The 12,062-nt window shown below is 66.7% G+C and carries 11 protein-coding genes and 1 pseudogene; 10 read left to right on the top strand and 2 right to left on the bottom strand.

The annotated features are described in order from the left end of the window. Positions 1 to 211: 211 nt before the first annotated feature. The 6 genes from abc-f to ACS5PJ_RS18115 all read left to right on the top strand — a co-directional run bounded on the left by abc-f (position 212) and on the right by ACS5PJ_RS18115 (position 7,583). Positions 212 to 1,894 carry a ribosomal protection-like ABC-F family protein gene (gene abc-f, locus ACS5PJ_RS18140; RefSeq protein ID WP_439436247.1) on the top strand — a complete coding sequence of 561 codons (1,683 nt, stop codon included), beginning with the start codon at positions 212 to 214 and terminating at the stop codon, positions 1,892 to 1,894. Between the two features lie 107 nt (positions 1,895 to 2,001). Then, on the top strand, positions 2,002 to 2,565 hold the full coding sequence (locus tag ACS5PJ_RS18135) for a dihydrofolate reductase family protein (protein WP_439436246.1): 564 nt from the start codon (positions 2,002 to 2,004) through the stop codon (positions 2,563 to 2,565). Between the two features lie 129 nt (positions 2,566 to 2,694). Next, positions 2,695 to 3,042, top strand: a complete 348-nt coding sequence (locus ACS5PJ_RS18130) for a molybdopterin oxidoreductase (RefSeq protein ID WP_439436245.1) — start codon at positions 2,695 to 2,697, stop codon at positions 3,040 to 3,042. Then, positions 3,042 to 5,570, top strand: coding sequence for a nitrite reductase large subunit NirB (gene nirB, locus ACS5PJ_RS18125; RefSeq protein WP_439436244.1), 2,529 nt, complete (start codon positions 3,042 to 3,044; stop codon positions 5,568 to 5,570). Before ACS5PJ_RS18130 ends, nirB begins: the two co-directional genes overlap by 1 nt. A 26-nt stretch (positions 5,571 to 5,596) precedes the next feature. Beyond that, entirely contained in the window at positions 5,597 to 5,947 is a 351-nt protein-coding gene (locus ACS5PJ_RS18120) for a Rieske (2Fe-2S) protein (protein WP_439436259.1), read from the top strand. Between the two features lie 175 nt (positions 5,948 to 6,122). Next, complete coding sequence (locus ACS5PJ_RS18115) at positions 6,123 to 7,583, top strand: amino acid permease (protein WP_439436243.1); 1,461 nt, start codon at positions 6,123 to 6,125, stop codon at positions 7,581 to 7,583. A gap of 124 nt (positions 7,584 to 7,707) precedes the next feature. Here ACS5PJ_RS18115 and ACS5PJ_RS18110 read toward each other — a convergent pair whose 3' ends face one another. Then, positions 7,708 to 8,442 (bottom strand): dienelactone hydrolase family protein, encoded by a 735-nt coding sequence (locus ACS5PJ_RS18110; protein WP_439436242.1) that lies wholly within the window; start codon positions 8,440 to 8,442, stop codon positions 7,708 to 7,710. An 88-nt stretch (positions 8,443 to 8,530) separates the two neighbouring features. Continuing rightward, on the bottom strand, positions 8,531 to 8,707 hold the full coding sequence (locus ACS5PJ_RS18105) for a CsbD family protein (protein WP_108597748.1): 177 nt from the start codon (positions 8,705 to 8,707) through the stop codon (positions 8,531 to 8,533). A 138-nt stretch (positions 8,708 to 8,845) separates the two neighbouring features. Here ACS5PJ_RS18105 and ACS5PJ_RS18100 point away from each other — a divergent pair. From ACS5PJ_RS18100 to ACS5PJ_RS18085, 4 genes and pseudogenes are all read left to right on the top strand, one after another. Then, positions 8,846 to 9,010: pseudogene (locus ACS5PJ_RS18100) on the top strand (pentapeptide repeat-containing protein); the annotation flags it as partial. Between the two features lie 120 nt (positions 9,011 to 9,130). Then, positions 9,131 to 10,342: a thiolase family protein gene (locus ACS5PJ_RS18095; protein WP_439436241.1), complete on the top strand. Its 1,212-nt coding sequence runs from the start codon at positions 9,131 to 9,133 to the stop codon at positions 10,340 to 10,342. Continuing rightward, the gene (locus ACS5PJ_RS18090; protein WP_439436240.1) at positions 10,342 to 11,169 is read left to right on the top strand and encodes an enoyl-CoA hydratase/isomerase family protein; all 828 of its coding nucleotides are present in this window, start codon (positions 10,342 to 10,344) and stop codon (positions 11,167 to 11,169) included. The genes ACS5PJ_RS18095 and ACS5PJ_RS18090 overlap by 1 nt, the downstream gene beginning before the upstream one ends. Beyond that, positions 11,166 to 12,041 carry a 3-hydroxyacyl-CoA dehydrogenase family protein gene (locus ACS5PJ_RS18085; RefSeq protein ID WP_439436239.1) on the top strand — a complete coding sequence of 292 codons (876 nt, stop codon included), beginning with the start codon at positions 11,166 to 11,168 and terminating at the stop codon, positions 12,039 to 12,041. The genes ACS5PJ_RS18090 and ACS5PJ_RS18085 overlap by 4 nt, the downstream gene beginning before the upstream one ends. The last annotated feature ends 21 nt before the right edge of the window (positions 12,042 to 12,062 follow it).

Raw genomic sequence — 12,062 nt, 5'->3', positions numbered from 1 at the left:
CGCCAACAAACTCAACAACCGGCCACGCCCCACACTGAACCTCGAGACCCCCAAACAACGTATGCGCCAACTCATCGCCGCCGCAGCCTAGCCCCAAAGTTGCAACGACCCATTGACTTTGAGAGGGAATAATGGGCCGTAAGTGACCCCGCGTTGCTTGACGGGCCTGACCTGAACCGGCAGGCCGGCCCGGGAAACCCGAGGACTTACTTTGACTGAACATCTCCACCTGTCCGGCGTTTCCCATGGCTATGGGGACCGCCAGCTTCTCGAGCGCATTGATCTGGTGATCAACGCCGGCGAACATGTGGCCATTGTGGGTGAAAACGGTGCCGGCAAATCCACGCTGCTCAGGATCCTGGCCGGACTCGAAGCGCCGGACGAAGGCACCGCGGGCAGCCACGGCCGTGTTGGCTACCTGGCCCAGACCCACGGACTGCCTGAGTCTTTCACCGTGGGCGCCGCCATCGACGCGTCCCTGGCCTCGCTGCGCGCCCTCGAAGCGGAGCTTGACCGGCTGGAGGCGGGGCTGGCCGATGCGGAGGACGAGGAGCTGGAGACCTACGGCAGGCTGCAGACCGAATACCAGCTGCGCGAAGGCTACGCGGCGGAATCCCGGGTGGAGGCCGCGCTGGACCGGCTGGGCCTGGGCGGCCTGGACCGGAACCGGACCCTCGGATCGCTCTCGGGCGGCGAGCAGGAACGCGTAGCGCTGGCCTGCGTCCTGGCTGATCCGGCGGACATCCTGCTCCTTGACGAACCCACCAACCACCTCGATGCCCGGGGAACCGCGTGGCTCGAGGACAGGCTCGCGGCCCACCGCGGCACCGTGGTGGTGGTCTCGCACGACCGCGTCCTGCTCAGGAAGGTCGCCACCACCATCATCGAGGTGGACGCCGAGCGCCGGGCCGTGACCCGCTACGGCAACGGCTATGACGGCTACCTCCGCGAGAAGGCAGCCGAACGCGAGCGCTGGGTCCAGCAGTACCATTCCTGGATCGATGAGATGGCAGCGGAAAAACGCCAGGCCGAGACCGTGGCCGGGACCATGGGCTACGGCCGTCAGCGCGACAACGACAAAGTGGGGTTCGACTTCAAGGCGGGCACCTGGCAGAAAGCAGCGAACAGCAAGGTCCGCAACGCCCAAGAGCGTCTGCGCCGTCTGGAGGCAAGCCCGGTGGACCGCCCGCCTGTTCCGTTGCGGCTGATGGCGGAGCTGGTGGCCGACGACGGCGCGTCACCTTCTGCGGCCGCCGACGATGGCGGACCTGTGCTGGCCGTCCGGGGGGCCCATGTCCCCGGCCGGCTGCGTGCCACAAATTTCCAGGCCGGCGCAGGCGAGAAGATACTCATCACCGGCCCCAACGGAGCAGGCAAGTCCACGCTGCTCTCCGTGCTCGCGGGAACCCTCGAACCCGCCGGCGGCACCGTGGTTCGGCCTGCCCGGGTGGGCTACCTGCAGCAGGAACTCGAACTGCCGCAGCGGCCCAGCCTCCGCCTGCTGCCGGCTTTCGCGGCCGGTCTGGGCGGGAACATCGATGAACATGCCGAAGCCCTCCTCCGCCTCGGCCTGTTCCGCACCAGCGAATTCCACGTCCCGGTGGGCAGCCTGTCCGCAGGCCAGCAGCGCCGCCTGGCCCTGGCCCGGTTGCTCCTGGGCGGCTACGGCACCCTCATCGTGGACGAACCGACCAACCACCTGGCTCCCGTTCTGGTGGAGCAGTTGGAGGAAGTGCTCGAGGGCTTCACCGGGACCCTGGTCATGGTCAGCCACGACCGCGCCCTGCGTGAATGGTTTGCCCGGTGCGCGCGGAAGAGCGAAAAATCGCGGACCGATGATGCCGGCCGCTGGCTCAGGTATTCAATGGACCAGGGCGTGCTCGCCCCGGCCTGAGCGCGGCCTGGCCTGGTGGTCAACTGGCCCTCGGTGCGGTCTGACCGGTGATTCTCCGCGCCGTGCTGGTCTGTACAACGGATACCCACGCACGGGAGACTGACGCCATGCGCAACCTGACCTTCGCGATGAACGTGAGCCTGGACGGCTACATCGCCGCTCCCGGCGACAACCTCGGCTGGAGCGTACCGAGCGACGAGCTGTTCCAATGGTGGTCCGACCGGGTGGGGGCGACGGCCCTGTCGCTGTACGGGCGCAAACTGTGGGAGACCATGAGCTCCCACTGGCCGACCGCCGACCAGCAGCCCGGCGCCACGCCGGCGCAGATCGAGTTCGCCCGCCGCTGGCGGGACATGCCGAAAATGGTGTTCTCCTCGACGACCAGCACGGTCGACTGGAACACCCGCCTGGTCACCGGCGACGCGGTCACCGAGATCACCCGGCTGAAGGCCGACGACGGCGGCTCCATGGACATCGGCGGTGCCACACTCGCCGCGGCGGCCATGCGGGCCGGGCTGATCGACGAGTACGCGATCGTCGCCCATCCGGTCTTGGTAGGTGGCGGCACGCCGTTCTTCACAGCCCTGGACCACTGGGTGAACCTGAGCCTGCTGGAGACCCGGAAATTTCCCGGCGGTGTGGTCCTGACAAGGTACGGGACCAGGCGCTGAGCACCCGGCGCCGCCCGGAGGCGGTGAGGTTTGCGTAAAGGAAAAGTTACGGGGTGACCGGCGTCCGGAAACATCGGCGGAGCAGGATAAGGCTGTGCCACTCTTTCCGCCGGCCGAAAGGATCCTGACGTGATCACCAAGAACCTTTTCCTGCAGGGCATCTACCCGTTCCAGGGCGTGGGCATGGAGAAACCTGTCCCCATCCACAGCGAGCTCTCCCACTACGTCCCCGACGGCGTCATCAACCAGACGCTCTACTTCCGGGGCGGGAACTCCAGCAGTGAACTTGTCACCGTGGTGCTGATGCGGAACGGCGTCCCCATGCGCTACTTCCCGATCGGGGCCAAGGGTGACGTCCATGTCCCGCTCCGGGTGGTGGAGGATATTGAGGGCGGAACGGTGATCGAGCTGTACCTGGTGGCGCCCGAAACGGCAGCCGGTTCCCTGGTCATCGACCTCGGCATGGTGGAGCACTGATGACCAGCCTCGCGGAACGGCACCGCGCCCGGCCGCAGGCAGTCAAACCCAACCGGGATACCCGGCGCCGCCTGGTGGTGATCGGCAACGGTATGGCCGGTGCCCGGGCAGTTGAGGAAATCCTGGCCAGGGGCGGTGCCGACCAGTTCAAGATCACCATGTTCGGCGATGAGCCGTACGGAAACTACAACCGGATCATGCTCAGCCATGTCCTGTCCAGGGAGGAGAGCGACGCTGATATCTTCCTCAACGCCCTGTCCTGGTACCGGGAGAACGGCATCGACCTGCACGCGGGTGTCCGGGCCGAGAGGATCGACAAGGCGACCAAGCATGTCTTTTCCAACGACGGCCGGGTCACACCCTATGACGTCCTGATCATCGCCACCGGCAGCAGCTCGCACATGCCGCCAATGGACGGCCTGTACACGCCGGGCGGCTCCGTAAAGCACGGCATCTTCGGCTTCCGGACCATCGACGACACCCGCAAAATGGTGGCCCACGCCCAGCAGGAGCACCACCGCCGGGCCGTGGTGATCGGCGGCGGCCTGCTCGGCCTCGAAGCAGCCTACGGCCTGCGGAGCTTGGGGCTCGAGGTGGAGGTGGTCCACTCCGCCGGTCACCTGATGAGCGCCCAGATGGGGCCCGACGGCGGTGCGGTGCTCCGCCGCAGCGTGGAGGCCCTTGGCATCGGGGTGCACACCGGAAGCCGCACCACCGGTGTCCTGGGAACCGACAGGGTCACCGGCGTCAGCCTCCGGGACCGGCCCGACATCGAGTGCGACATGGTGGTGGTGGCCGCGGGCATCCGCCCCAACGTGGACCTCGCGGTGCTCAGCGGCCTGCCGGTGGAACGCGCCATCGTGGTGGATGACCAGCTGCGCGTCCAGGACGAGGACCACATCTATGCCGTGGGCGAATGCGTCCAGCACCGCGGGCAGGTGTACGGCCTGGTGGCACCGCTCTGGGAACAGGCCGTGGTGCTGGCCAACCACGTGACCGGCGCCGATACGTCGTCGGCCTATCTGGGTTCCCGCACCGCCACCAAACTGAAGGTGGCAGGCGTCGAGGTGGCATCCATGGGCCTGCACGGTCCGGAACGGGACACAGACGAACAAATCGTTTTCTCCGAGCCCAGCCGGGGCATCTTCAAGTCCATCGTGGTCCGGGACAACAAGATGGTGGGCGCCACCCTGCTCGGCGACAGCCGCAAGGTGGCCTTCCTGACCCAGGCCTACGACCGCGGCATGCCCCTGCCGGAGGAACGGATCGGGCTGATGTTCGATCTGGGGACACCGGCGGAGGACGTCGGCGTGGCCGAACTCGACGACGACGCCCAGGTCTGCAACTGCAACGGGGTCAGCAAGAAGGCGCTGGTCGGCGTCGTCAAAGACGGCTGCAACACCGTGGCCGGCGCCATGGATGCCACCCGCGCCGGCAAAGGCTGCGGCTCCTGCAAGCTGCTGGTGAAGCAGGTGGTGGAGTGGGCAGCGGACGGTGCCGTGGAGGAGGACCCGGCCGCCAGCTACTACGTGCCCGGTATCCCGCTGGACAAAGCCGCGCTGATGGCGGAAATCCGTAAACGAGGGCTAAGGTCCGTCTCCTCGGTGTTCCAGGCCCTGGCCCCGGGGAGCGCCGAGGATGCAAAGTCCAAGATGGGGCTGGCCTCGCTGCTGAAGATGATGCTCGCGGACCAATACATCGACGAACGCGATGCCCGGTTCATCAACGACCGCGTCCACGCCAACATCCAGCGCGACGGAACCTTCTCAGTGGTCCCGCAGATGAAGGGCGGCGTCACGTCCGTCCAGCAGCTCCGCCGCATTGCCGACGTCGCCGAGAAGCACAACGTCCCGCTGATCAAACTGACCGGCGGGCAGCGCATCGACCTCCTGGGCATCCCCAAGGAGGACCTGCCGCAGGTCTGGGCGGAACTGGACATGCCCTCCGGCTACGCCTACGGCAAGAGCTTCCGGACGGTGAAGACCTGTGTGGGCAAGGACTTCTGCCGCTACGGGACCGGGGATTCCACCAAGCTCGGCATCGAGATCGAATCCCGGTTCCAGGGCATCGAAGCACCGGCCAAGCTGAAACTCGCCGTGTCCGGCTGCCCGCGGAACTGCGCCGAATCGCTGGTCAAGGACGTGGGGGTAGTGGCCGTGGAGGGCGGCCGCTGGGAGATCTACGTCGGCGGAGCTGCGGGCGCTCACATCCGCAAGGGCGACCTGCTGGCCACCGTGGATGACCCGGAGGAGGTCAAGGTCCTGACCGGCCGCTTCATGCAGTACTACCGGGAACGCGCCAACTGGCTGGAGCGGACCTACGCTTTCGTTCCCCGGGTGGGCATCGAACATCTCCGGGCCGTGATCGTGGAGGACTCCGAGGGCCTCGCCGGCGAACTCGACGCCGCCATCCAGGCCTCGGTCGATGCCTACGTGGATCCCTGGAGCGAGCGGGACGATCCCCTCACGCCGGGCCAGTTCCGAACGTCCCTGCCGCTGACGGTCCTCCCGCAGGTGCCGGTCCGATGAGCACCGGTCCGATGAACACCGGCCCGATGGACACCAGCCAGGCAAGCACCAGCCAGGCAAGCACCGGAACGCACGTCCTGGGGCCTGTTGACCAGATTCCGCTGGGCGAGGGCCGGGCCTTCGCCGTGGACGGCGAACAGGTCGCGGTCTTCCGCCTCCGGGACGGTTCGCTCCGCGCGCTCGGAGCAGTCTGCCCGCACCGGGGCGGCCCCATCGCGGACGGCACCATCGACAACGAGGTGGTGATCTGCCCGCTCCACCAGCGCGCCTTTGAGCTGGCCACGGGCTGTTCCACCACCGGCACGGACCCGCTGCGCGCGTACCGGGTGGGCACGGATGGGGACCGCAATCTGGTGCTGAAGACGGACCCGGTGTAGCCCGCGTCACGTACCACCCCACCCCGTCTTGTAGGATGGATACGCCGCGTGAAGCTTCGACAACACGGAAGATTCCGATCGCAATCGGTGGCCGTAGGCCCAGAAAACCGAATTTTGTGATCGGAATCATTCATGTTACGGCTGCGGCCAATCCCCCTACCCACAAGGAATTGTTGTGCCCCAAAGTACCCCCACAGAACTTGAGAGCCGCACGGCGCAACCCGCCGTCGTCGACTCCACCCTCAGCGCCGAGGGCTACGCGAAGTCCCTGAGCGGCCGCCAGGTCACCATGATCGCCATGGGCGGCGCGATCGGCGTCGGCCTCTTCATGGGAGCCGGCGGACGCCTGGCCTCCACGGGCCCCGCGCTCATCTTCTCCTACGCCATTGCCGGCGTCATCGCCTACCTGCTGATGCGGGCACTGGGCGAGCTCATCATGTACCGCCAGACGTCGGGTTCGTTCGTCAGCTATGCCGGCGAAATGTTCGGCAAAAAGGGCGCGTACCTCTCCGGCTGGATGTACTTCATCAACTGGGCCATGACCGGCATCGCCGAGCTCATCGCGATCGGACTGTACTTCCAGTTCTTCTTCCCCAACGTCCCGGTTGAACTGTCCGCCATCGCAGCGCTGCTCCTGCTGGTGGGCGTGAACCTCCTGAGCGTCAAGGCTTTCGGCGAATTCGAATTCTGGGCCTCCTGCCTCAAGGTGGGCGCCATCCTCATCTTCCTGGCCGTAGGCACCTTCATGGTCATCACCAACGCCCAGGTGGGCGGCGGCAACGCCTCGGTCAGCAACCTCTTCGCAGCCGAAGGCGGCATGTTCCCCAAGGGCGCCCTGGTGATGATCCTGGTCCTGAACGCCGTGATCTTCGCCTACAACGGCATTGAGCTCGTGGGCATCACCGCCGGCGAGATGCAGGACCCCGCCAAGGAAGTACCCAAAGCCATCCGCGCTGTCGTCTTCCGTATCTTCGTGTTCTACGTCGGGTCCGTGACGCTCCTGGCCATGCTGCTGCCCTCCGACCAGTACGTGGCCGGCACCTCGCCGTTCGTCACCGTGTTCGGCCAGATGGGCCTCGGCTGGATGGGCGACGTCATGAACATGATCGTCATCACCGCCGCGCTGTCCTCCTGCAACTCGGGCCTGTACTCGATCGGCCGGATCTTCCGCACCATGGCCAACAACGGGCACGCTCCGGAGTGGCTGACCCGGATGTCCAAGAGCCACGTGCCGTACGCCGCCATCCTGGCCATCGGCGCCGTCTACCTCGTGGGCATCCTGCTTAACATCTGGCTCGGCGGATCCTACGCCTTCGACCTCGCGCTGAACTCCGCGTCGATCGGCGTGATCTTCACCTGGGGCGCCATCTTCGCCAGCCAGATCGCGCTGCGCAAGAAGAAGGGGAAGGTCTCCTCCCTGCCCGCACCCGGCGGAACCTGGAGCAGCTGGGCCGGCCTGATCGCCCTGCTGGCCATCACGGTCCTGATCGGCTTCGACACCATGACCAGCAAGTCCGGCGAGGTCTTCCACCTGGGCCTCTGGACCCTGGCCACCATCCCGTTCTTCGCGCTGGTCCTGTGGCTGGGCTGGCAGAAGGTCCGGAACAACGAACCGAAGAGCGAGCTCTTCTGCTAGGTTCCGCTCCAGCGGAACAGCACCAGGCAGTACCGCACTGAGCAGTACGACGACGGCGGGTCACCCTCGGGCGGCCCGCCGTCGTCGTCGGTTCAGGCTGCCGGAACCGCGCACGTTGCCCGGGTCAGGAGTCTGCATCCTTGAGGTACCGGGCGAAGTGGTCCTCGATCCGCTGCCAGGCCTCGGGAGCGGATTCGGGGTCCGGGCCGACGCCCATGACCCGCATGAGCGGCCTGAGTAGCGCCGGGCCGGCGTCCGTGTCGTTGAGGAACGCGTGGCCGGCGGTGGGGAATTCCTTGACGCTGTGTTCGATGCCCAGGCCGGTCAGGGCAGTCTCGAGCCTGGCGGCGGCGCCCTTGAAGGCGGTGTCGCGGCCGCCGTAGTTGGCCACGATGGGGCAGGCCCCGCGGAGGGCCTCTTCGAGGTCCCGGGGCAGGCGGCCGTAGTTGACGGAGGCGGCGTCGAAACCGTCGCGGGCTGCCAGCAGGGCGAATCCGCCGCCCATGCAGAAGCCGATGACTCCGGTTTTTCCGGTGGACAGCGGCGAACGTGCGAGCCAGGTCCTGGCCGTCGCGATGTCCGTGAAGGCCCGGCCGGTTCCCCGGACCATGCTCTGCATGGTGCTGACCAGGCATCGCCGCGTGCCGCCCTCGCTGAAGAGGTTCACCGCCAGTGTCAGGTAGCCCGCGCGGGCCAGCCGGTCCGCATGCCGCCGCATCTGGTCGTTCAGGCCGAACGCCTCGTGAATCATCACGACGCCGGGAAAGGGGCCGGGCCCCGTTGGCGTTGCGAGATACCCGCCGAGGTTCTTCGAGCCCCCCATGACGGTGCTTTCGGCGCTCAGGTCGATGTAGGTCATGGGCCCAAGACTAACCGGGGACACAAAAAAGAACGGCGGCGAACCCCCCATGGGAATCCACCGCCGTCCGGTCGTTGGCGCTACGGGACTAGTCCCGCTTGAAGGTGTCCTTGACGTCCTCGCCGACCTTCTTTGCGTCAGCCTTGACCTGGTCAGACTGACCCTCGGCGCGCAGCCGGTCGTTATCGGTGGCGTTGCCGGCAGCTTCCTTTGCCTTGCCGCCCAAGTGCTCTGCTTCGTTACTGATCTTGTCTCCGAGGCCCATAGTCTGGCCGCCTTTCGTTCCGGTTGATCAAACAATGCATTTTCACCATAACACCAAAGCATGCTTACTACTTGGGCGGTGGGCCGCCGGCCGCCTGTTGAATTGTCGATCGCCCCGGCTAGGCTCAATGCATGGACCACCCTTGACCTGACCGGCGCACGGCTGAAGGACTTTGACCTTCGCACCACGGACTTCCGGACCATCAGCGGCCTGGGCAGCCTGGCCGGGGTGGTGATCGACGACTACCAGCTGAGCCTGCTGGCCCCTCTCCTGGCCGGGCATCTCGGCGTCGTCGTTCTCTGAAGATGGAAGCCGTTGGTCGGCTGGCGGCGGCAGTGTAGTCTTTACAGAACGAACGGTCGGTAAGTAGGGTCGGTCTTCACCGTCCTGCCGACACAGCTCCCTGGCGTAAAGGATGTTCTCATGGTCGAGGCTTTTCTTGTTGGTGGTGTCCGCACTCCTGTGGGCCGGTACGGCGGCGCGCTGTCGTCGGTCCGGCCCGATGATCTGGCCGCGCTGGTCATCCGGGAAACCGTCACCCGGTCCGGACTTGACCCGGACAGCATCGACGAAGTCATCCTGGGCAACGCCAACGGTGCCGGCGAGGAAAACCGCAACGTCGCACGGATGGCCACCCTCCTGGCGGGGCTTCCGCTCCACATCCCCGGCATCACGGTCAACAGGCTGTGCGCGTCCGGACTCAGTGCCATCATCCAGGCCAGCCACATGATCAAGTCCGGCGCCGCAGACATCGTGATCGCCGGCGGCGTCGAATCCATGAGCCGGGCGCCCTGGGTCCAGGAAAAGCCAACCGCCGCGTTCGCCAAGCCCGGCCAGATCTTCGACACCTCCATCGGCTGGCGTTTCGTCAATCCGCTGTTCCTGAAAGGCGGACTGGCCCGCGACGGCAAGATGACCTACTCCATGCCGGAAACGGCCGAGGAGGTTGCCCGGGTGGACGGCATCACCCGTGAGGATGCCGACGCGTTCGCCGTCCGCTCCCACGAACGGTCCCTCGCAGCCATCGCCGCCGGCCGCTTTGCCGACGAAATCGTGCCCGTGACGGTCAAGACCCGCAAGGCCGAAACCGTCGTGGACACCGATGAAGGCCCACGCGCCGGAACCACCCTGGAAGTCCTCGCGGGGCTGCGTCCCGTGGTGCCCGGGGGCTCCGTGGTGACCGCCGGCAACTCCTCCACCCTGAACGACGGCGCCTCGGCCATCATCGTCGCGTCCGAGGCTGCCATCGAACGGCTAGGCCTGACCGCACGCGCCCGCATCATCGACGGCGCCTCCGCCGGCTGCGAACCCGAGATCATGGGCATCGGACCGGTCCCGGCCACCCAGAAGGTCCTCAAACGGAGCGGCCTCAGCGTCGGTGACCTCGGCGCCGTCGAACTTAACGAAGCGTTTGCCACCCAGTCCCTCGCCAGCATGCGCCGGCTCGGCCTGGATCCGGAGATTGTGAACAACGACGGCGGCGCCATCAGTCTTGGGCACCCGCTCGGTTCCAGCGGCTCACGGATCGCCATCACCCTGCTGGGCCGGATGGAACGCGAAGACGCGAAAATCGGGCTGGCCACCATGTGCATCGGTGTCGGGCAGGGCACCGCGATGCTGCTGGAGCGGGTCTGATGCCGGCTCGGCAAAGCGCCACCGGGCACCTCAGCAGCCTCGACTTCACCACCCTGCTGGTCGAGGAGCGGGCTGACCGGGTGGTGGTCCTCCTCAACCGGCCGGAGGTCCGGAACGCCATCGACCAGCGCATGGTGGATGAACTTCATCTGGTGTGCGCCGCACTGGAGCAGAACCCGAAGGTCCTGATCATCGCGGGCGTGGACGGCGTGTTTGCCTCCGGGGCCGACATCGCCCAGCTGCGGGAACGGCGCCGGGACGACGCACTGCAGGGCATCAACTCCACCATCTTCGTCCGGATTGCCAAGCTGCCGATGCCGGTCATTGCAGCCCTTGACGGGTACTGCCTGGGCGGCGGTGCAGAACTGGCGTACGCCGCTGATTTCCGGATCGGCACGCCCGGTGTCCGGATCGGCAACCCCGAGACCGGCCTGGGGATCCTTGCCGCGGCGGGGGCGAGCTGGCGGCTCAAGGAGCTGGTGGGTGAACCGGTGGCCAAGCAGATCCTGCTCGCGGGCCGCGTGCTCAAGGCCGAGGAGGCTTTGGCCGTCAACCTCATCACCGAAATCCACGAGGCCCCTCAGCTGATGGATGCCGCACATGACCTGGCGGACAGGATCGGCCGCCAGGACCCGCTGGCCGTACGGATTACCAAGTCCGTTTTCCACGCCCCGGCCGAGGCACACCCGCTGATTGACCAGCTGGCGCAGGGGATCCTCTTCGAATCCCAGGCCAAGTTTGACCGCATGCAGGCATTCCTGGACAAGAACGCGGCCAGGAAAGCAGCCAAGAGCGCCCCCGAAGCAGAAAAGGCGAACCAAACATGAGCAACTCAAGACTGCCGGAGAACCTTCCCGCCACCGTAGGAGTCCTGGGCGGAGGCCGCATGGGAGCGGGGATAGCCCACGCCTTCCTGCTCAACGGCTCCAATGTCCTGGTGGTGGAACGCGACGAGGAGTCGGCCGAGGCCGCCCGGGAGCGGGTGGAGTCTTCCGCAGCCAAGAGCATCGAGATGGGCGCAACCGACGGCAACCTGGACGAAATGGTGTCGCGGCTTGCCGTCACCGTGGACTACGACGACTTCGCCGACCGGCAACTGGTGGTGGAAGCCGTTCCGGAGGACTGGGACCTGAAGGTGGCGTCCCTGCGCGGCATCGAGGAGCGGCTGCAGGCTGATGCGTATCTCGCCTCCAACACCTCCTCGCTCTCCGTCAACGGCCTGGCCCGCGAACTCAAACGGCCGCAGAACTTCCTGGGCCTGCACTTCTTCAACCCGGTGCCCGCCTCAACGCTGATTGAAGTGGTGCTGGGGGAGCGGACGTCTCCCGTCCTCGCCGCCGCCGCCAAAAGGTGGGTCGAGGCACTCGGCAAAACCGCCGTCGTCGTCAACGATGCCCCGGGCTTTGCCTCCTCGAGGCTGGGCGTGGCGATCGCGCTGGAGGCCATGCGGATGGTGGAGGAGGGGGTGGCGTCCGCCGAAGACATCGACAACGCCATGGTGCTGGGCTACAAGCACCCCACCGGCCCGCTGCGGACCACTGACATCGTGGGCCTGGATGTGCGGCTCGGCATTGCCGAGTACCTGCAGTCAACGCTGGGCGAGCGTTTCGCGCCGCCGCAGATCCTCCGGGACAAGGTGGCCCGCGGCGAACTGGGCCGCAAAACGGGCAAGGGCTTTTTCGACTGGCCGGCCAGCTGAGGCGTGAGGCTCGGGGCGCGG

It is taken from the genome of Pseudarthrobacter cremeus, from assembly GCF_051857465.1.
Taxonomy (GTDB): Bacteria; Actinomycetota; Actinomycetes; order Actinomycetales; family Micrococcaceae; genus Arthrobacter.
The sequence above is the reverse complement of the archived record's forward strand: the minus strand, read 5'-3'. Positions and strand labels throughout refer to the sequence as shown.

Excerpts from the sequence above, each read along its gene's own strand:
- ACS5PJ_RS18135 (WP_439436246.1), top strand. The coding sequence starts at position 2,002 with ATGCGCAACCTGACCTTCGCGATGAACGTGAGCCTGGACGGCTACATC.
- nirB (WP_439436244.1), top strand. The coding sequence starts at position 3,042 with ATGACCAGCCTCGCGGAACGGCACCGCGCCCGGCCGCAGGCAGTCAAA.
- ACS5PJ_RS18120 (WP_439436259.1), top strand. The coding sequence starts at position 5,597 with ATGGACACCAGCCAGGCAAGCACCAGCCAGGCAAGCACCGGAACGCAC.
- ACS5PJ_RS18110 (WP_439436242.1), bottom strand. The coding sequence starts at position 8,442 with ATGACCTACATCGACCTGAGCGCCGAAAGCACCGTCATGGGGGGCTCG.
- ACS5PJ_RS18105 (WP_108597748.1), bottom strand. The coding sequence starts at position 8,707 with ATGGGCCTCGGAGACAAGATCAGTAACGAAGCAGAGCACTTGGGCGGC.
- ACS5PJ_RS18095 (WP_439436241.1), top strand. The coding sequence starts at position 9,131 with ATGGTCGAGGCTTTTCTTGTTGGTGGTGTCCGCACTCCTGTGGGCCGG.
- ACS5PJ_RS18090 (WP_439436240.1), top strand. The coding sequence starts at position 10,342 with ATGCCGGCTCGGCAAAGCGCCACCGGGCACCTCAGCAGCCTCGACTTC.
- ACS5PJ_RS18085 (WP_439436239.1), top strand. The coding sequence starts at position 11,166 with ATGAGCAACTCAAGACTGCCGGAGAACCTTCCCGCCACCGTAGGAGTC.